The sequence below is a fragment of the Geomonas diazotrophica genome (assembly GCF_019063885.1).
Lineage (GTDB): Bacteria > Desulfobacterota > Desulfuromonadia > Geobacterales > Geobacteraceae > Geomonas > Geomonas diazotrophica.
The window spans coordinates 4,154,774-4,174,445 of the sequence record NZ_CP077684.1 but is presented as its reverse complement, the minus strand read 5'-3'; the positions used below and the strand labels follow the sequence as shown (position 1 = coordinate 4,174,445).

Annotated in this window: 19 protein-coding genes; all 19 read left to right on the top strand. The window is 65.1% G+C overall.

Annotation, left to right across the window (positions count from 1 at the left end; all coding sequences use genetic code 11):
* The first annotated feature begins 236 nt into the window (after positions 1 to 236).
* The 19 genes from KP003_RS18445 (at position 237) to fliI (ending at position 19,631) form a co-directional block, all read left to right on the top strand.
* Positions 237 to 1,580 carry a TolC family protein gene (locus tag KP003_RS18445; protein ID WP_239027572.1) on the top strand — a complete coding sequence of 448 codons (1,344 nt, stop codon included), beginning with the start codon at positions 237 to 239 and terminating at the stop codon, positions 1,578 to 1,580.
* The gene (locus KP003_RS18440) at positions 1,577 to 2,674 is read left to right on the top strand and encodes an efflux RND transporter periplasmic adaptor subunit (RefSeq protein ID WP_217300085.1); all 1,098 of its coding nucleotides are present in this window, start codon (positions 1,577 to 1,579) and stop codon (positions 2,672 to 2,674) included. The genes KP003_RS18445 and KP003_RS18440 overlap by 4 nt, the downstream gene beginning before the upstream one ends.
* Before the next feature lie 144 nt (positions 2,675 to 2,818).
* Positions 2,819 to 6,034 carry an efflux RND transporter permease subunit gene (locus KP003_RS18435; RefSeq protein ID WP_217300084.1) on the top strand — a complete coding sequence of 1,072 codons (3,216 nt, stop codon included), beginning with the start codon at positions 2,819 to 2,821 and terminating at the stop codon, positions 6,032 to 6,034.
* A gap of 93 nt (positions 6,035 to 6,127) precedes the next feature.
* Entirely contained in the window at positions 6,128 to 6,556 is a 429-nt protein-coding gene (locus KP003_RS18430) for a C-GCAxxG-C-C family protein (RefSeq protein WP_217300083.1), read from the top strand.
* A 15-nt stretch (positions 6,557 to 6,571) separates the two neighbouring features.
* Positions 6,572 to 6,784, top strand: coding sequence for a YgaP family membrane protein (locus tag KP003_RS18425; protein WP_216500301.1), 213 nt, complete (start codon positions 6,572 to 6,574; stop codon positions 6,782 to 6,784).
* Positions 6,781 to 7,611, top strand: a complete 831-nt coding sequence (locus KP003_RS18420; RefSeq protein ID WP_217300082.1) for an MBL fold metallo-hydrolase — start codon at positions 6,781 to 6,783, stop codon at positions 7,609 to 7,611. The genes KP003_RS18425 and KP003_RS18420 overlap by 4 nt, the downstream gene beginning before the upstream one ends.
* A 28-nt stretch (positions 7,612 to 7,639) precedes the next feature.
* Entirely contained in the window at positions 7,640 to 8,023 is a 384-nt protein-coding gene (locus KP003_RS18415; protein ID WP_216500303.1) for a rhodanese-like domain-containing protein, read from the top strand.
* A 279-nt stretch (positions 8,024 to 8,302) separates the two neighbouring features.
* Positions 8,303 to 9,334 carry a sensor histidine kinase gene (locus KP003_RS18410; RefSeq protein ID WP_217300081.1) on the top strand — a complete coding sequence of 344 codons (1,032 nt, stop codon included), beginning with the start codon at positions 8,303 to 8,305 and terminating at the stop codon, positions 9,332 to 9,334.
* A 129-nt stretch (positions 9,335 to 9,463) separates the two neighbouring features.
* On the top strand, positions 9,464 to 9,826 hold the full coding sequence (locus KP003_RS18405; RefSeq protein WP_199395781.1) for a response regulator: 363 nt from the start codon (positions 9,464 to 9,466) through the stop codon (positions 9,824 to 9,826).
* A complete protein-coding gene (locus KP003_RS18400) occupies positions 9,823 to 10,332 on the top strand; it encodes a chemotaxis protein CheX (protein WP_407931696.1) in 510 nt (169 codons plus the stop codon). The genes KP003_RS18405 and KP003_RS18400 overlap by 4 nt, the downstream gene beginning before the upstream one ends.
* Positions 10,333 to 10,343: 11 nt before the next feature.
* Positions 10,344 to 11,348 (top strand): response regulator, encoded by a 1,005-nt coding sequence (locus KP003_RS18395; RefSeq protein ID WP_217300080.1) that lies wholly within the window; start codon positions 10,344 to 10,346, stop codon positions 11,346 to 11,348.
* Positions 11,349 to 11,523: 175 nt separating this feature from the next.
* A complete protein-coding gene (locus KP003_RS18390) occupies positions 11,524 to 13,611 on the top strand; it encodes a tetratricopeptide repeat protein (protein WP_217300079.1) in 2,088 nt (695 codons plus the stop codon).
* Positions 13,612 to 13,723: 112 nt separating this feature from the next.
* On the top strand, positions 13,724 to 14,146 hold the full coding sequence (gene flgB / locus KP003_RS18385; RefSeq protein ID WP_216789546.1) for a flagellar basal body rod protein FlgB: 423 nt from the start codon (positions 13,724 to 13,726) through the stop codon (positions 14,144 to 14,146).
* Positions 14,146 to 14,583, top strand: coding sequence for a flagellar basal body rod protein FlgC (gene flgC / locus KP003_RS18380; RefSeq protein ID WP_216500310.1), 438 nt, complete (start codon positions 14,146 to 14,148; stop codon positions 14,581 to 14,583). Before flgB ends, flgC begins: the two co-directional genes overlap by 1 nt.
* A gap of 16 nt (positions 14,584 to 14,599) precedes the next feature.
* Positions 14,600 to 14,905, top strand: a complete 306-nt coding sequence (gene fliE, locus KP003_RS18375; protein ID WP_216500311.1) for a flagellar hook-basal body complex protein FliE — start codon at positions 14,600 to 14,602, stop codon at positions 14,903 to 14,905.
* Between the two features lie 117 nt (positions 14,906 to 15,022).
* On the top strand, positions 15,023 to 16,594 hold the full coding sequence (gene fliF, locus KP003_RS18370) for a flagellar basal-body MS-ring/collar protein FliF (protein WP_217300078.1): 1,572 nt from the start codon (positions 15,023 to 15,025) through the stop codon (positions 16,592 to 16,594).
* A 29-nt stretch (positions 16,595 to 16,623) separates the two neighbouring features.
* Entirely contained in the window at positions 16,624 to 17,616 is a 993-nt protein-coding gene (gene fliG / locus KP003_RS18365; RefSeq protein WP_199395774.1) for a flagellar motor switch protein FliG, read from the top strand.
* On the top strand, positions 17,603 to 18,316 hold the full coding sequence (locus KP003_RS18360; protein WP_216789545.1) for a FliH/SctL family protein: 714 nt from the start codon (positions 17,603 to 17,605) through the stop codon (positions 18,314 to 18,316). The genes fliG and KP003_RS18360 overlap by 14 nt, the downstream gene beginning before the upstream one ends.
* Positions 18,306 to 19,631: a flagellar protein export ATPase FliI gene (gene fliI / locus KP003_RS18355; RefSeq protein ID WP_217300077.1), complete on the top strand. Its 1,326-nt coding sequence runs from the start codon at positions 18,306 to 18,308 to the stop codon at positions 19,629 to 19,631. Before KP003_RS18360 ends, fliI begins: the two co-directional genes overlap by 11 nt.
* Positions 19,632 to 19,672 lie beyond the last annotated feature (41 nt).

Below are 19,672 nucleotides of genomic sequence, written 5' to 3'. Positions count from 1 at the left end.
CGCTGCCACGCCGTTTGACCAAAACGAGGCGCGCTCTTTCCGGGAGCGCGCTTTTTTTTTCATGTGTACCGGGAGCCTTCGTTTCTAAGTGTTAAAATTCCAGGGCCGTCCCGCAAAGTCCACTAGAGTGATGCTTATACAGTTATTACCTTGACAATTATCAGGTCAACATATATATAGGAATTCGAATATATCTCGATTCGATATTTTGACTGTACCGGCAAGGAGGTTTCCGGGTGAATCACAGGTTTCTACCGCTCATCGCTCTGCTGATGGCAAGCTGTGCGGCGCCGGCCTTCGGCGAGGTGGTCACGCTGCCGGAGGCCGTCAAGCGCGCCCTTCAGAGCAACCACCTGCTCAAGGCGGCCTCGCTGGAGCGCGGCGCGGCGGAACAGGACGTGGCAGTCAGCAGGAGCCGCTATCTGCCCCGCGTGGCGCTGGAGAGCGGAGCGGTCCTCTCCAACACGCCGAGCGCGGTGTTCATGATGAAGCTGGACGAGGGGCGCATCAACCCCGGCAAGGACTTCGCCGCCGACACCCTCAACAACCCCTCGCCGCGCGGCGACTTCAAGACGGCGCTGACGCTTGAGCAGCCGCTGATCGATTTCGGCATCTCCACGGGGGTGGCCCTGGCCGGGAAGGGTTCCGAGGCGGCCGCGCTCTCCGAGGAGGCCAGGCGCGAGGAGATCGCATTCCGCGTCTACCTCGCCTACCTGGGGGTGCGCAAGGCGCAGGCCTACCGCGAGGTGGCCGACCAGGCGCTTTTGAACGCGCGGGAGCATGACCGCCTGGCGGCGGTGCGCGAGAAGGACGGCATCGGCCTCAAATCGGACCGGCTGCGCACGGCGACCTTGGTGGCCGAGGCCGAGCAGCGCGCGATCTCGGCGAAGAACGACCTGCTGCTCGCGCGCCTGAGGCTCAACCTGGTGGTCGGCGGAGCCCAGGGAGAGCCCCTGGACGTGGGGGAGCTCCCCAGCCTGGCGGAGCCCGCGCAGGAACTTGAGCAACTCATTGCCCTGGCGAGGCTAAACCGCCCGGACCTGAAGCTGGCGGAGAATTCGGAGCAGCGCGGCGAGCTGGTGGTCCGGCAGGCCAGGAACGCCTATCTCCCGACCCTGTACGCGCGGGGGAGCTACCAGATCAACGACCGTGACCTTCCCCTGGGGACCGACAAGGATTCCTGGACCGTGGGGGTGAACCTGCGCTGGGACCTCTTCGACGGCGGCAGGCGGTCCCACGAGAAGGAGAAGGCGGAGCTGATCCGCAAGAGCGCGGCCGAACTGCTCGAAAACGAGCGGAGGGAGGTGGCGCTGCAGGTGACCGAGAGCGTGTTGCACCGCCAGGAGGCGCGCCTGAAACTGGCGAGCGCACAGTCCGCGGTGCGGGATGCCGAGGAAAGCCGGCGCCTGGTGACGCTGCGCTTTGGCAACGGCCTTTCGTCCCTGGTGGAGGTGATGGACGCGGAAAGCGCGCTCACCCAGGCCCGCGCCAACCTGGTGGAGGTCGATAACGGCTTCCATGCCGCGACGGGGGAGATCTACTTCCGTGCCGGCGTATTCGTGAAGGAGGTTCTGCAATGAGAACATACCGGGCGGCGTTGGTTGCCCTAGTGATAGCGAGCGGCTTCGGCTGCGGCAAGAAGGAAGGGCACACTGTCGCTCCGACCGCGCCGCCGGTGGTGACGGGCGCGACGGTGCAGACCCTCGCGGCAGAGGACCTGCCCGATGTCCAGGAGGCGGTGGGCACCGTGCGGGCGCGCAACAGCGCGCAGATCGCGGCCCGTATTCCCGGCAGCGTGAGCCGGATCTTCGTGCGAGAAGGCGACCGGGTCGGGCGCGGGAAACTGCTCGTTTCCATCGAGGCGGTGGAAAGCGGCGCCGCTGCGGCCGGGGCCGTGTCCGGCGTCGAGGAGGCGGCACGGGCACTTTCCGAGGCGCAGGCGCAGAAGAAGCTGGCAGAGGTCACTTTCGACCGCTACTCTCGGCTCTTCGCGGAGCAGGCGGTCACCCGCCAGGAGTACGACACCAGGAAGACCGCGCAGGAAGTGGCGGTGCAGGGGGTGGCCCGGGCCGAGGCGCGCCTGGCCCAGGCACGGCACGGCGCCCAGGCGGCCGGCGCCGTCGCCGGGTACGGCAGGGTGGTTTCCCCAATCTCCGGCGTGGTGGTGGTCAAGCAGGTCGAGGCGGGGCAGACCGTCTTTCCGGGGACCCCGCTTCTGACCGTCGAGGGGGATGACGGGTTCCGGCTGGAAGTGGCCGCCCCCGAGACGCTTCTGGGCAAGGTAAAGGGAGGCGACCAGATCGGCATCGCCGTCGAGGGCGCGCCGGAAACGGGGCGGGTCTCCGAGGTGGTCCCGGTGGTGGACCCCGCCACCCGCACCTTCACCGTGAAGGTCGATCTCCCCTCCGGCAGGCTCCGTTCCGGCAGTTACGGCAAGGCCTTCTTCAAGACCGGCTCCCGCAAGGGGATCGCGGTCCCGGCAGCCGCGGTGGTGCAGCGCTCCTCGCTCACCTCGGTCTGGGTGGTGTCGCCCGAAGGGCTGGCCCGTCTGCGTCTGGTGAAACCGGGGCGTGCCCAGGGGGGACGCGTGGAGATCCTCTCCGGTCTTTCCCCGGGAGAGAAGGTGGTCACGGCCGGCCTCGACAAGATGGTAGACGGCGCCAAGGTGCAGTAGTCGTGGGAGATTGACTGGTGCATTGCCTGACGCAGCTTCCCACACCCCCCAACCTCCTCACCCCTTCGCGAGCTGAAGTGCTACGCGGCGCACGCCCGCAAGGGGAGGGGGGGCGATAAAGCTCCCGTCATCATTGGAGAACGCATGAACAACCTGGGCTTCGCGGGCAAGATCGCCCGCGCCTTCATAGATTCCAAGCTGACGCCGCTCATCGTGGTGGCCTCGCTTTTGATCGGGCTCTACTCGGTCATCGCGACGCCGCGCGAGGAGGAGCCGCAGATCGTGGTCCCCATGGTGGACATCTACCTCCCCATGCCCGGCTCTTCCCCGAAGGAGGTCGAGGAGCGGGTGGTCACCACCTTCGAGAAGAAGATCTGGGAGATCAACGGGGTCGAGTACATCTACTCCGCCAGCCGCCAGGGGATGGGGATCATCACGGTCCGCTTCCTGGTGGGGGAGAGCATGGAAGACTCCCTCGTCAAGCTCTACAACAAGGTGATGAGCAACCGCAACCTCCTCCCCCCGGGGGCAGGGGAGCCGCTGGTGGTCTCAAAGTCCATCGATGACGTCCCCATCGTCTCGCTCACGCTCTGGTCCGACCGCTACGACCACAACGCCCTGCGCCGGGTGGCGCGGGAACTGTGCGACGACCTGCAGAAGGTGGAGAACGTCGCCCACTCGGAGATCAAGGGAGGGGTGTCGCGCGAGCTGAAGGTGCAGCTCGACTCGGCCAAACTTTCCTCCTACGGCCTGACCCCGCTCGCGGTGATGGGGGCGCTGGAGAAGGCTAACGTGTCGCAGCGCGCCGGTTCCTTCGCCTCGGGAAACCGGGAATACAGCCTGGAAGTCGGCGGCTTCATTGCCGACCCGGCCGACGCCGGCCGCCTGGTGGTGAGCGTCAAGGACGGCCGCCCGGTCTACCTCTCCGACGTCGCCACGGTAACCGACGGGGTCCAGGAACCCAAGGACTACGTCTTCTTCGGCCTGGGCCCCGCTGCCGCGCACAAGGGTCTGAAGGGGGGCGCCGCGGACTACCCGGCGGTCACCATCGCCATCGCCAAGAGGAAGGGTGCCAACGCGACCTGGGTTGCCGAAGACCTCCTAAAGCGGGTCGAGTTTCAGAAGGGGAAACTGATCCCATCGGAGATGCAGGTCACCGTCACCAGGAACTACGGCGAAACCGCAAAGGACAAGAACGACGAGCTCCTGTTCCACATGTTCCTGGCGGCCATCTCGGTCACCATCCTGATCGCGGTCTTCATGGGGTGGCGCGCCGGCGCGGTGGCGGCCATCGCGATACCCGTGACGCTCGCGCTCACCATGTTCATCTTCAACCGGATCGGCTACACGCTGAACCGGATCACGCTGTTCGCACTGATCTTCTCCATCGGCATCCTGGTGGACGACGCCATCGTGGTGGTGGAGAACATCCACCGCTACTTCACCACGAGCAAGTTGAAGCCGCTTGAGGCGGCGATCCGGGCGGTGGACGAGATCGGCAACCCGACCATGCTGGCCACCCTGGCGGTGATCGCTTCCATCCTCCCCATGGGGTTCGTGGGGGGTCTCATGGGGCCGTACATGCGTCCCATCCCGGTGGGCGCCTCCATGGCCATGGTCTTCTCGCTCCTGATCGCGCTGATCGTGACCCCCTACTTCGCCTACCGCTTCATGAAGGGTGAGTCCCACTACGGCACCGAGGCGGCTCCCGAAGAGACCTGGATGACCCGTTTCTACCGGCGCATGATGGGGAGGCTTTTGCACGACAAGAAGGTGCGCTACGGCTTCCTGACCATGGTGGTGGTCCTGCTCATCCTCTCCTGCTCGCTGATCTACTTCAAGGCCGTCACGGTCAAGATGCTCCCGTTCGACAACAAGAGCGAGCTGCAGCTGATCGTGGACGCGCCGGAGGGGACGACGCTGGAGGACAACGCCCGCATGGTGGCCGAGCTCGGGGAAGCGCTCAGGAAGGTCCCCGAGGTGACCGACTTCCAGAGTTACGTCGGCACCAGCTCTCCCTTCAACTTCAACGGCCTGGTGCGCCACTACTACCTGCGCCAGGGGCCGAGCGTGGCGGAGATCCAGGTCAACCTCGAGAGCAAGGACGAAAGAAGCGCCCAGTCGCACGACATCGCGAAAAGGATCCGCCCCGCCCTGAAGGCGATCACCGACCGTTACGGCGCCCGGCTCAAGGTCGCCGAGATCCCCCCCGGCCCCCCGGTCCTTTCCACGCTGGTGGCCGAGGTTTACGGCCCCGACCAGCAAAGCCGGGTGGAGATCGCCAGAAAGATACGGGACATCTTCAAGAAGACCCCGGGGGTGGTCGACGTCGACTGGTACCAGGAGGACGATCACCCCACCATGCGCTTCGAGGTGGATCGCGAAAAGGCAGCACTATCGGGCGTCGACGCGGCCCAGGTGGTGCAGACCCTGAAGCTCGCGGTGGGGGGGACCGACGTGGGGCTCATGCACGTGCCGCAGGAGAAGGAGCCGATCCGGATCAACCTGCGCCTGCCGGTAGGCTCCCGAAGCGACGTCTCCTCGCTCTCCTCCATCTACGTGGCGGGGAACAAGGGGAACGTGCCGCTTTCCGAGCTGGTGCGCGTGGTGCGCGGGGTGGAGGAAAAATCCCTCTACCGGAAGAACATGAAGAGCGTGGTGTACGTGATCGGGGACGTCGCCGGGGTGATCGAGGCGCCGGTCTACGCCATCCTGAAGATGCAGAAGGATATCGACAACATACTGCTCCCCGGCGGCTACCACATCGAGCAGCGCGCCGCTTCCCAGCCCTGGAGCGAGGAGCGCCCGGGCATCAAGTGGGACGGCGAATGGCACATCACCTACGAGGTGTTCCGCGACCTTGGTGCCGCCTTCGCGGCGGTGATGGTGCTCATCTACGTGCTGGTGGTGGCCTGGTTCCGCGACTTCACCACGCCGCTGGTGATCATGGCGCCCATCCCGCTCACCCTGATCGGCATCCTGCCGGGTCATGCCGTCATGGGGGCCTTCTTCACGGCCACCAGTATGATAGGCTTCATCGCCCTGGCGGGGATCATTGTCCGTAACTCCATCATCCTGATCGACTTCGCCGAGCTGCGGCGACGGGAGGGGATGGCGCTGGACGAGGCCATCATCGACGCCGGCGCGGTCCGCTTCCGCCCCATGCTGCTCACCGCGGCGGCCGTCGTGGTGGGGAGTTTCGTGATCCTGTTCGACCCGATCTTCCAGGGGCTCGCGCTCGCCATGATGTGCGGCGAGATCGCCTCCACCACGCTTTCCCGGATCACCATCCCGATCCTGTATTTCATGGTGCAGTCCTGGAAGGAGAAACATAAAAAGCAGGTCGAGGTTGAGGTTTAGGTTGAGAATAAGCTAGCATGTGTGCGACGGGTAAGGTCGGTAGAGGTCTTCTTAACCTAAACCTCAGCCTTAACCTGCCTTTAGGAGGTTTTAGTGTTCTGGTTGAGAAAGAATGTGGCTGAAAATGTGAGCGGCGAGTCGCAGGCCGAGAAGGTGGCCAACGAGGCGGAGGGGTTCTACCGCTCCGGCAAGATGCACTGCGCTGAGGCGGTGCTCGCCGCGGTGAAAAACGAGTTTCTGCCCGAGGCGGGGGACGAACTGGTCCATCTCGCTTCCGGTTTCGGGGGCGGTTCCGGGGCCGGCTGCATCTGCGGCGCGGTGGCCGGCGGGACCATGGCGATCGGCCTCGTGGTCAAGGATCGCAAGGCGTCCGCCGCGCTGACCAAGGAGCTGCACCACTGGTTCAAGGAGCAATACCGCGTCACCTGCTGCAAGGCGCTCACTGCCAACGGCAAGAAGCGCTGCGTGGAGTTCACGGCCAACACGGCCGGCAAGGTGGCGGAACTGCTGCAGAAGAAGTAAAGAGAAGGAGGTCATATGTACATCGACAGACTGTTGCGACTCATCGCCGGCACGTTCACCCTCATCTCCCTGGCGCTGGCCCACTACCACGATCCGCGCTGGCTCTGGTTCACCGCCTTCATCGGCTTGAACCTGCTCCAGTCCGGCTTCACCAACTGGTGCCCGATGATGACCATACTGGACAAGCTGGGGGTGCCCAAGCTTCCGCCGCAGGGGTGCGGCAAATGATCTGCCGCATCAAGGTCCTCTGCGACAACAGCGCGGGGGCGATCTCCGGTACCCTGGGCGAGCACGGCTTTGCCGCCCTGGTGCAGGCGGGGGACCAGTCGCTGCTCTTCGACACCGGTGGAGGGCACACCCTGCTGCACAACGCCCAGCGCATGAACGTGGACCTGAAGAGCGTGGACCAGGTGGTACTCTCCCACGGCCACTACGACCACGCCGGGGGGCTCTGGCCGTTGTTGCAGGCGGCGGGGCCCAAGCGGATACTGGCCCATCCCGAGATCTTCACCCGGCGCTACGTGCTCCGCGAGGGAAGCGCCCGCTCCGTCGGGGTTCCCTACTCCGAGGAGTTTCTCACCGGGCTCGGGGCGAGCTTCTCCTACAGCGATGCCTTCCGGGAGGTCGTCCCCGGCGTCTTCCTGACCGGCGAAGTGCCGCGCCGCACCAGCTACGAGGAGGGGGACGCGGGCCTTTTTTGCGACGAGGCCGGCTGCCACAGGGACCGGGTCACGGACGACCAATCCCTGGTGATCGTGACCGAGAAGGGGCTTTTGCTGCTCCTGGGGTGCTGTCACGCCGGGGTGGTGAACACCCTGGAGCTCGCGCGGGAGAAAACCGGCGTGGAGCAGGTCTACGGGGTCATGGGAGGATGCCACCTCGCCTTCTCGTCCCAGCCCCAGATCGACGCAACCATCAAGGCCCTGAAGCGTTACGGGCTGAAGAAGATCTGTCCCGGCCATTGCACCGGTTTCCATGCCGCCGCGCGCCTCGCCGCCGCGTTCCCGGGCGGGTTCAAGCCGATGCAGGTGGGGTACGTACTCGAAGTCGACTAGCTCATACCGCAAAGAGAGAGGTTCATTGATGAGATTTATCGCCGTACTGTTTTCCGTTTTGATGCTGACCGCTTCCCTTTCCCAGGCCGTGGGGCCCGCCAACGTCACCTCCAAGCAGGCCCAGGCGTTGCTGGCCAAGAACGCCAGGATGGTGCTTCTGGACGTGCGCACCCCCGACGAGTACCGCCAGGCGCACCTGAAGGGGGCGCAGCTGATCCCGCTGGGCGAGCTGAACCGCCGGGTGCAGGAGATCCCACGCGACAGGCCGGTGCTGGTGTATTGCGCCGTAGGCGCCCGTTCCTCCACCGCCGCGAGTTTCCTCTCCTCCAGAGGGTACCGCGAGATTTACAACATGACCGACGGCATCGTCGGCTGGTACAACAACGGCTTGCCGCTGCAGTTGGGACGCTAGCTCCCCCCTCCCCATCCCTCCCCCTCCGGGGGAGGGAGCCCAAACCACCGTTTCGCCCGCCAACCCCACAACACAGCTAAAGCCCCCCCGGCGGCCAGCCGCCAGCCTCCTGGCCCCTAGCCCCTAAGTAGTTCCTAGTCCCTGGCCGCACCTCCCCCTCTTGCCCTGTTGCAACGTGCTTCCCGCAAAATCTGGTAAACTTTTGCAGTTCTTTTGGCTCAAGCTATGCAGACAGGTTCCGATAAGCCAAAACAGGGCTTGCTTGAAGGTGGAGGTAGCATGCAGGAGGAACGTGAAAACCTAGCGGCGCGTCTGCTGGAGGAGGTCGACTGCGGGACGGTCTACCTCGACGCCGGCGGCAAGGTGCTTTTCGTCAATCGCAGGGCCGAGGAGATCCTGCACGTCGAGCGCGCCAAGGTCCTCGGGAAGCGGGTGGACATGCTGCCCCTCAGGACGCCGATCTACCGCGTGCTGAGCGAGAACGCGCAGGACGAGCCGGTGGAGGTCAGCATCGACGGTTCGGTGATCCAGGTCCGTTCCAGTGCGCTGGGAACCGCGGAAGGGGAGCTCTTCCAGTTGCGCGACATCAGCAGCGACAAGAAGGAAAAGCGCCAGCGCGAGGAGTTCGTCGCCATGATGACCCACGACCTCAAGTCGCCGCTTACCGTGATCATGGGTTACATGCAGGCACTGATGGGTGAGATGCCCTCGAAGATGGACCCCTCGCTGCACCTCTTCGTGAAGGAGATGGACAAGAGCGCGGTGAAGATGCTCTCCATGATCGACGATGTGCTGGACGCCTACCGTCTGGAGGCGGGGCTGCTGCAGATCGACCGCCAGCCCTGCGACGCGCGCGCCCTCCTGGAAGGGTGCTGCCGCGACGGCGAGCAGGAGGCGGCGGTGCACGGCTCCTATTTCCTGAGCGAGATCTGCGACGGGATCCCGACACTCGACCTGGACGAGAAGCAGATCACCCGGGTCTTCGCCAACCTGATCGGCAACGCGGTGAAGTTCACCCCCAGGCGCGGCACCATCAGCGTAACCGGCACGATCGAGGGCGGTTGCCTGCTGGTCCGGGTCAGCGATACCGGCATCGGCATCCCCGAGAGCGAACTGCCGCGCATCTTCAACAAGTACTTCCGCGCCTCGGGCGCCCAGGGGTTCAAGGGTACCGGGCTCGGGCTCACCATAAGCAAGGCGATAGTCGAGGCACACGGCGGGAGCATCCGCGTCGAGAGCAGCGCCGGCAAGGGGAGCTGCTTCTCGGTCCTTTTGCCGCTGGCCAAGGAAAGGTGCATCTTCAAGTCCTAATTTAAGGGTTAAAGTTCCCGCCGTCCGGCGCCGATTAGGCTCTCATCGGGCTCGCCCGACCGGGAGCGCCCCGCAGAGAAAAATAAAGCCGCCCTGTGCGCGCATAGAACAGCCAAGGAGGAGAACAGCATGGGCAACGTATTGATAGTGGACGATTCCTCGACCATGAGAAAGATCATTTCCCGCAGCCTGCGCCAGGCGGGGCTCGCCATCGACGACATCTACGAGGCCGGCGACGGCATCGAGGCCCTCTCCGCCATGGAGGGCAAAACCATCGACCTGATCCTCTCGGACATCAACATGCCCAACATGGACGGTCTGGAGTTCATCAAGTGCGTCCGGGGCAAGGGGGTCAATACCCCGATCGTGATGATCACCACCGAAGGGGGCGAGGACATCCTCAAGGAGGCGATCAACAACGGCGCCAGCGACAGCATCAAGAAGCCGTTCACGCCCGACCAGTTGAACGAGAAGCTCGGAGGACTTTTATGATGTCCCTGAACCAGGATATCGCAGCCGCGACACACCTCGAGGAGGCGGATCTGGCGACCTACGTCATCAACGCTACCAAGGAGGTGTTCGAAACCATGGTGATGATGGCCCTCGAGGACAGCTACCCCCTCAAGGAGCCGGTCACCTCCTTCCACTGCTCGGTCACCGGCATGGTCGGCCTGGCGGGGACCTACACCGGCATCCTCTCCATCCACTGCCCCCAGCACCTGGCGCTGAGGATCACCTCCAACATGCTGGGGATGGACGTGGAAGAGGTGGGGGAAGACGTCAACGATGCCCTGGGCGAGATCGCCAACATGCTCGGCGGGTACGTGAAGCAGATCCTCTCCAAGGGGGGGCTGGACATCAACCTCTCCATCCCGACCGTCATCTCCGGCGAGGATTACACGGTCAACTCGATGGCCGACAGCGACTGCGTCATCATTCCCTTCACCAACGAGGGTGATCGCTTCCTGGTCGGTCTGAAGCTCAGGAAGGAAGTCTAGGCGGTACCGTAATGGCTGCATTCGAAAAGTTACAATCCATGCTGGACGCCGCCATGAAGCAGGCCGGGGAGGAGAGCAGCATGCTCCTGGGCCAGAGCATGTCCGTGGCCGCCTCCGACGTCCTCAACACCAACCGCAAGAGCTACCTCGGGGACGAGGACAACCCCATCTACGTGGTGGGGGTGGAGTCGCGCGAGGCGTACCCCGGCTTCTTCTATCTCCTCTTCTCGCTGGGCGACACCATCGTGATGAGCTCGATCCTCCTGGGCATCCCGGGGCCGAGGATCCAGGAGAAGCGCCGGCTTTCCATCCAGGAACCGGACGACGTGGACGCCTTCGGCGAGATCGCCAACCAGATCATCGGCTCCTTCAACTCCGTGTTCCAGCCCAACCTGCCGGACAAGGTGCATCTGAAGCTCCTCCCGCCGCAGAAGTACGTTCCCGGAACCGACCCGCTCACCGACGAAGTTCCCTTCCCGGACGGCGAGTACCTGATGTACCGTGCCCCCCTGCAGATCGAGGGGCACGAGATGAGCATGGTGGACATCCTGATCCCGCACCCGCTGGCCAACCTCTTCGACCCGCAGCCGGAGGAGGCTGCGGCCGAGGCCGAGCCCGAGGTCGAGGCGGCGGCGGAAGAAAGCGCCGGGGCGCTCCCCTCCATCCTGGTCCTCGGGGACGACCAGGGGCGCCAGGAGCTGGTGCAGGGGCTGGCCGACAGCGGTCTCAACCTGATCGACGCGCCCTTGGGCGCAGACCTCCCCGGGCTCTTCGCCCAGGGTGACGTCCGGGCCGCCGTCATCTACCTGAAGCAGACCTCCGACCGCGACCTCGCCATCTGCAAGCGGGTGGTCCCGATGGTGGACCGCAGCGGCGGGGCCGTGCTCCTCTCCGCGCCGGAGTGGACCCGGACCGCGGTGCTGAAGGCGCTCAAGGCGGGGGTCAAGGGGGTGGTCATGCCCCCTTATGCTCCGCACGAGCTCGCCGACAAGCTGGAGAAGATCCTGCACCACTGACAGGCGAGTCAAAAAAACATCCCTGCGTTCCGTTTTTTTGACTGGCCGGCCGCCTCCGGCGCCCAGCGGGCGCGACGTAAAATTCCCCCACAGATAAAATGCCGTAGTCCCGGCGGGTTAGCGTGCCGGTGCTTCGCCGCATCCCTACGGCATGGCTTTTGCCTTGAACTCCCCCATGACCTTTACGCTGCGCATACCCGCCCCGGCACTTTTGCTGGGGCTCGTCACGATACTGCTCGCCTGCGCCCTCCCGCAAAGCGCCCTGGCTCAGCAGGAAAACCGCCTGCTGCGCATGGCGGTGCACCCGCACCAGGGCTTCACCAGGGTCAACCTCTTCTTCCAGTCCCCCCCCGACTACACGCTCCGGGTCCTCTCCGGGCGGGTCCGGCTCGAGGTGCGCGGGGCGGATTCCCCCAGCTTCAAGAAACTACGCGTCCTAAACGACAAGCAGCTCGCCGGCGTCACCACCGCGGAGCTGCGCGGCGCGCTCAGCGTCTCCGTTGCGGTGCGTGACGCCGATCCCGGAGTCCAGGTGGTCTCCTGCGCCAACCCCAGCGTGCTGTCGCTGGATATCGGGCCGGGAGTGAAACGGGTGGCGCGGGTGGACATCGCCCCCGGGCGCGAGCCGATACTCTCCGGCACCGAGCGTTTCGTGCGGGATTTCGACGCCGATCCCGGCGGCGTTCCCTTTGCCCCCACCGACGGGAAGATCCTGAAGGGGCTCCTCCCCGAGGGGGAAGCGCTCCTGTTCCAGCAGGGTGAAAGCCTGTTGTACCGGGACCGGGCCGAGGAGGCGGTCAACGTCTTCTCCATGTTCCTGAACAAGGTCCCCGGCCCCAAGGCCCTGGCCTGCTACCGGCTCGGGGAAGCCCTGGAGCGGCTGGGACGGCACCAGGACGCCCTTTCCTATTTCCGGCAGGGGGAGGGGCTCTGGCCCCGGTACCTGGAGCAGGCCCCGGAACTCCTGCAGCCCTACTCGGATGCGCTGGCGAGGACCGGCAACTTCGCCGCCGCCCGCGCCATGTTGCTCCGCCTCATGGAGCGGTACCTGGGGACCCCCTACCAGGCGGAGCTCCTGAACCGCCTGGCCGACCTCATCGAGCGCAACGGCCAGAAGGAGGCGGCCCAGGCCATGTACCGCAGCGTGGTGGTCTACTCGACCGGGAGCCCCGCGGCAGGCAGGGCGCGCCTGAAGCTCGCCGACCGCGAGCTCTTCACCCTCTCCCGCGACCGCTACCGGCAACTTCTGGCCAAGTACCAGACGATCTACCAGGAGCCGGGCGATCCCGCCTCGCGCGACGAGGCGCTCTTCAAGATGACGCTGCTCCTCTCGCTCTACGCCTCCCCCAAGGAGGCCCTTGATACCGTGGTCACCTACGACCGGCGCTACCCGCGCGGCATCTTCAGCACCATCGTCAAGAAGATGCGGGAGGAGATCCTCTTCCCGGTGTACCAGGAGACCGCCGCCGCCGGCAACGATCAGGGGCTGGTCCAGCTCGCCTTGGACAACCGGGAATATCTGGCCCGCTGCTTCGGCGACCCGGGCTTCGCCCCCAGGGTGTCGCAGGCCTTCGAGAAGACCGGCGCCACCGCGAAGGAGCTTGAGCTCTTCGGGTACCTCGGGCAGAAGAACTGGGTCGCCGGCAGTGCCCCGTTCCTCTTGTCCCGCATCGTCGATGACGCCGTCGCCTTCGGCAACGTGCCGCTGGCCGAGGCGACCGCCCGCGATTTCCTGGCCCGCTTCCCGCGCGACCCCCACCTGGGGCGGGTGCGCGAGCAGCTGGGGAGGCTCGCCTTCGAGCGGGGGGACCTGCCCGGTGCGGCGGCGCAGCTCGCCTTCCTGGGCGCGAAGGGGGCGCAGGCGCAGCTGCCGGAGAGCGAATACTACCTGGGCAAGGCGCTTGAGGCGGCCAAGGACTACCGCGGCGCGGTGCGCAGCCTGGCCCGCTTCACCTCCGCCGTCAAACCGGGGCACCCGTTCCTCCCGGACGGCTACTTCACCCTGGCCACGGCCCTCGCCGCCGGCAAGGACTACCAGCGGGCCCTGGCGGCCTGCCAGGTGGGGGAGAGCGTCGCCTCCGGCGAGATGAGCGGCCAGTTCCTCTACAAGAGCGGGGAGCTGCAGCTGCAGCTGGGCGAGGTGCGCCTGGCCAAGGCGAGTTGGGAGAAGGCGGCCGGGCTCGGGGGTACCTGGGGGAGGCTCGCCTCCGAGGCGCTCAACGACCTGAACTGGCGCATGAAGATCGCCGGACAGCTTCCCTGACTGTCAAAAAGATGACCCCGTCGCCGCCCGGTGGCGTAACCTGCCGATTACATTGAATCGCCGTAGGTGGTACGCCTTTTGCTGATGCTGCTTGGCGACCAAGGAGGATGAGATGCCAGTGCAAGGAATTTTCGGAACCACCGTCGAACTGCTGGGGAAGACCCTGGACTTGAGGGCCAAGCGGCAGACGATGATCTCGGCCAACCTGGCCAACGTGGAGACCCCGGGCTATACGGCCAGCGACCTCTCCTTCGAGGGGCAGCTGAAGAGCGCCCTCAAGGGGGGACCCAAAGCCGGCGCGCTCACCAACCCGCGCCACATCCCGCTCAAGGGGGCCTCCGCGGCCTCCCTGGAGAAGGTGCGGGGTGACGTGGTCGAGCTGAATTCCGGCAACATGGGGCCCGACGGCAACAGCGTTGAGATGGAGAGCGAGATGGGGCGTCTGGCTGAGAACCAGATCATGTACAACGCCAGCGTGCAGATCCTCACCAAGAAGTTCGAGGAGCTGAAGCAGGCCATAAGGGGTACCTTATAATGGACTTTTTCACTTCCATGGACATCAGCGCCTCGGCACTCGCCGCCGAGCGCACCAGGATGAACCTGATCTCGTCCAACCTGGCCAACGTCAATTCCACCAGGACCGCGGAGGGGGGACCCTACCGGCGCAAGGACGCGGTGTTCACCGCGACCCCGGTCAAGGAGGGGAATTCCTTCGGCGCCGCTCTTTCCCGCGCCAACGAGGCCAGGAGCGTCCAGGTCACCCAGATCAACGAGGACCAGCGCCCCCCGCGGCTGCAGTACGAGCCGGGGCACCCGGATGCGGACGCCAACGGCTACGTGGCATACCCCAACATCAACGTGGTCGAGGAGATGGCCGACATGATCACGGCCAGCCGCAGCTACGAGGCGAACATCACGGCCACCCAGGCAGCCAAGAGCATGGCGCTCAAGACGCTCGACCTGCTGCGCTAGGTAACGGAGGTACTACATGGAAATATCGGCACTCACCAAGGTAGGCGGACTCTCCCAGGCTTTTCCCGCCCAAGAGGTGCAGGGGACGCAGGGCAACCCGACCGTCGGCTTCGGCAAGTTTCTGGAGGAGATGGTCTCCAAAGTGAACCAGCAGCAAGGCGCCGCGGACCAATCCATCCAGGCGCTGGCCACCGGCGAGACCAAGGGGCTGCACGAGGTGATGCTCGCGGTGGAAAAGGCCAGCATCTCCTTTCAGATGCTGACCCAGGTACGCAACAAGGCGGTCGAGGCGTACCAGGAGATCATGAGGATGCCGGTTTAAAGGCAGATTGAGATTAAGGTTGAGATTGAGAAAAGGCTTTCTTGACCTCAGTACGTAAGTGCTTAAAACGGCATACCTTAATCTTAATCTCAACCTTAATCTGTTTTTGGAGACACCATGCCGGAAGGGCTTAAAAAACTTTTGGAACCTTTTCTCGCTCTGTCGACGGGGAAGCGTCTGGTCGTCGCGGGGGTCGCACTCGGGTCGCTGCTCGCCTTCGCGGCGCTGATCACCGTGGCGAACAAGACCGACTACCGCCCGCTGTTCGCCAACCTGAACAGCGACGACGCCGGCGAGATTGTCAAAAAATTGAAAGAACAGAAGGTGCCCTACCAGATCGCCGCCGACGGCAAGGCGATCATGGTCCCGTCGGACAAGGTGTACGACCTGAGGCTCTCCCTGGCCAGCGACGGGCTGCCCCAGGGTGGGGGCGTCGGCTACGAGATCTTCGACCGCAAGAACTTCGGCATGACCGAGTTCGTGCAGAAACTGAACTACCAGCGCGCCCTGCAGGGCGAGCTTTCCCGCACCATCTCGCAGATCGCCGGGGTCGAGTCGGCCCGGGTGCACCTGGCCATCCCGGAGAAGACCCTGTTCAAGGAGGCCGAGAAGCCGGCGACCGCCTCGGTCGTGCTCAAGATGAAATCGAGCCGGATGCTCAGGGACTCCGAGGTGCAGGGGATCGTGCACCTGATCGCCGCCTCCATCGAGGGGATGGACCCCGAGCAGGTGACCGTCCTCGACAGCCGGGGCAAGATGCTCTCCGGCAACACCAGCTCCGACCCGGCCAGCAAGCTGACCGGCTCCCGCCAGGAGACCCAGCGCAACTTCGAGAAGACCCAGGAGGACAAGCTGCAGTCGCTCCTGGACCGCGTGGTCGGCTCCGGCAAGTGCGTGGCCCGGGTCACCGCCAACTTCGACTTCAAGCAGGTTGAAAAGTACGAGGAGCGCTACGACCCCGAGTCCGCCGCGGTGAGAAGCGAGCAGAGAAGCGAGGAGAAGGGGGGGGCCACGACCACCGCCTCCGGCGTCCCGGGCGCGCAGACCAACCTCGGGCGCACCCCCCCGGGACCGGGTGGGCAGAGCGGTGGCGGCTCGAAGACCGACGAGACCTTGAACTACGAGGTGAGCCGTTCCACCGCCCGCATCATCGAGCCGGTTGGGGCGCTTTCCAAGGTGTCGGTGGCGGTCCTCGTGGACGGCAAGTACGATCTCCCCGTGGGGGCGAAGCCGGGCGCGCAGCCCAAGTACCAGCCCCGGACCCCGGACGAGATGCAGAAGATCGAGGCGCTGGTGAAGAGCGCGGTCGGCTTCAACGCCGAGCGCGGCGACCAGGTGACCGTGGCCAACATCCCCTTCCAGGAGACCGGCGAAACCGGCGGCGAGGGGTCCAAGTGGTACGACGCCCCCATCGTGCAGACCCTGATCAAGAACGGCCTGATCGGCCTGGGCTTCCTGGCCCTGATCCTGTTCGTGATCCGGCCGCTGCTTAAGACGCTGAAGAGCGAGAAGCCCGCCACCTCCTTCCTCCCGATCCAGGACGAGGTCGAGAACGCCCACATGCTCGAGATGCAGAAGATCGCCCAGGAGAAGATGCGGGTGACCCAGATCGAGCTGGTGGAGAAGGTGAAACAGGATCCCTACCAGGCCGCCCAGATTCTTCAGAACTGGCTGACGCGCAAGGACTAGATGAGATACGTGATTTATAGAGGTGCAGCATGACCGGAGCCGAGAAGGCCGCCATACTCCTTTTGTACCTGGGCCCCGAGGCGACCGCCAAGGTCTTCGGGCACATGGACGACGGCGACATCAAGCGGATCAGCCAGAGCATGTCCAAGCTCGGTCACGTCCCGCGCGAGGAGATCGCCTCGGTGGTGGAGGAGTTCACCGACATCACCAACCCGGAAACCGGCTTCTTCTCCCAGGGGGAGGAGTTCGTCAAGAAGATCCTGGAGAAGGCGCTGGGGCCGTTGCGGGCGGAGACCCTCCTGCAGGAGATCCGCACCTCCGGTATCGGCGACATGGCCGACATCCTCTCCACCATGGACCCCCGCACCATCGCCAATTTCTTCTCCCAGGAGCACCCGCAGACCATCGCCGTGGTACTGGCCAAGCTGAAGCCCAAGCAGACCAGCGAGATCATCGCGCTCCTGCCGCAGGAGCTTCAGGCCGAGGTGGTGATCCGCATCGCGGAGGTGGACCAGGTCTCCCCAGAGATCCTCGCCGAGATCGATGAGGTGATCCGGGTGGAGCTGACCGCCCTGGGCGGGGTGCAGCGCTTCAAGGTCGGCGGCGTGGAGAAGGTGGTGGACATGTTCGCGCACCTCGACCGAAGCCGCGAGAAGAAGATCCTCGACAAGCTCGACACCATGAACCCGCCGCTGGCCGAGGTGATCAGGAAGCACCTGTTCACCTTCGAGGACATCTTCAAGCTGGACGACCGCGCCATCCAGTCCATCATGAGGGAGGTCTCCAACGACACGCTGACCCTGGCCATGAAGACCTCGGTGGACGAGGTCAAGGACAAGATCTTCCGCAACATCTCCAGCCGCGCGGCCGAGATGATCAAGGAGGACCTGGAGGTCATGGGGCCGGTGCGCCTCTCCGACGTGGAGAAGGCCCAGAGCGAGATCATCAAGATCGTCCGGAAGATGGAAGAGGAAGGGAAGGTGGTCATCGCGGGACGCGGGGCGGAAGATGTTCTCGTCTAAGATCATCAGGAAGGGGGTCGACTCCGAGGCCTACACGCTGGAGCCGCTTGGGGGCGAACTGGTCCCGACGGCGGGGCAGGAGGTGTTCCGCCCCATCCAGCTGGGTGAGGAGGAGCCCGCTCTGGTCGAGGAGGAGCGGGAGCCCGAAATCCCTCCCAGCGTGATCGCCGAGGAAGAGGCGCTCAGACGGATCCAGCAGGCGCACGCCGAAGGGGTCAAGAAGGGAAGGCAGCAGGCCGAGGAGGACCTCGCCAAGGTGAGCGAGGCGCTGGCCCAGGCGCTCCTCTCCACGGGCGCGTTGCGGTCCCAGCTCATGCACGACGCCGAAGAGGACCTTTTGAAGCTCTCGGTGCTGATAGCGCGCAAGGTGATGATGCGGGAGCTCTCCCTCGACCCGGGGCTGATCGCGGGGCTGGTGCACGGGGCGGTCGAGCTGGCCGCGGACGAAGGGGAGATCGTGGTGCGGTTGAACCCGGAGGAGTACCAGGTGGTGGCGTACTCGCCCCAGTTCCAGGCGCTTTCCCGGGACAGGAAGAAGATAACGCTGCGCGAGGACCCGGCGCTGGGGCCGGCGAGCTGCCTGGTGGAGACGGTGCGGGGCAACATCGACGCCGGCCTCGACGCCCAGCTCGAGGAGATCATGCGCCGGCTCTCCGAGGAGAGGAACGCGCGGCGGGAGGAAGAACCAAGTGGGGATTGATCTGGCGCGCTACCTGCCGGTGGTCGATGCGGCCAAGCCGGTCCGTTTTCACGGCAAGGTGACCCAGGTGGTAGGCCTGGTCATCGAGGGGTACTGCCCCGAGACCGCGGTGGGGAGCGTCTGCGAGGTGCACTCCGAGGGGCATCCCCCGATCCCCGCCGAGGTGGTCGGTTTCCGCGAGAACAAGACCCTGTTGATGCCGCTTGGGGAACTGCGCGGCGTGGGACTCGGGAGCGTGATCTCGGTCCGGCGCGAGAAGGCGGCCCTGGGGGTCGGCCCCGCGCTCCTCGGACGGGTCATCGACGGGCTGGGGGAGCCGATCGACGACAAGGGGCCCATCGAGGTGGCGGACGAGTATCCCATCTACGCCCTGCCGGTGAACCCCATGAAAAGGCGTCCGATCCGGAAGCCCCTGAACCTCGGCATCCGCGCCATCAACGGTCTTTTGACCTGCGGCGAGGGGCAGAGGGTCGGCATCATGGCCGGCTCGGGGGTGGGGAAGTCGACCCTTCTGGGGATGATCGCCCGCTACACCGAGGCCGACGTCAACGTGATCGCCCTGATCGGCGAGCGCGGCCGGGAACTGCGGGAGTTCATCGAGAAGGACCTGCAGGCCGAGGGGCTCAGGAAGTCGGTGGTGGTGGTGGCGACCAGCGACCAGCCCCCGCTGGTTCGGATGCGCGGCGCCTACATAGCGACCACCATCGCCGAGTACTTCCAGGCCCAGGGGAAGAAGGTGCTCCTCATGATGGACTCCGCCACCCGTTTCGCCATGGCGATGCGCGAGGTGGGGCTGGCCATCGGCGAGCCCCCCACCACCAAGGGGTACACCCCGAGCGTTTTCGCGGCGCTCCCGAGGCTTTTGGAGCGGACCGGCAACTTCCAGGGGGGGAGCATCACCGGGCTGTACACGGTGCTGGTCGAGGGGGACGACTTCAACGAGCCGATCTCCGACGCCATGCGCAGCATCCTCGACGGGCACATCATCCTGACCCGTGAGCTGGCGGCCAGGAACGTCTATCCCCCCATCGACCTGTTGAACAGCGCGAGCCGCGTCATGAGCGACGTGACCAGCAGGGAGCACCGGGCGCTGGCCGGGCAGTTCAAGGAGACCCTGGCCGCCTACCGGCAGGCCGAGGACATGATCAACATCGGCGCCTACAAGGCGGGCAGCAATCCGAAGATCGACCTGGCCATAGCGCGGATGGACCAGATGGTCGCCTACCTGAAGCAGGACGTGGCGGACCAGGTGACATTCGAGGAATCGATAGAGGCCCTGGCCCGGATCTTCGGAACAGGCAGTCTGAACGATTAGCGCGTCAAAAGATGCGGAGTTTATTTTGCGGTGTGGCAAGG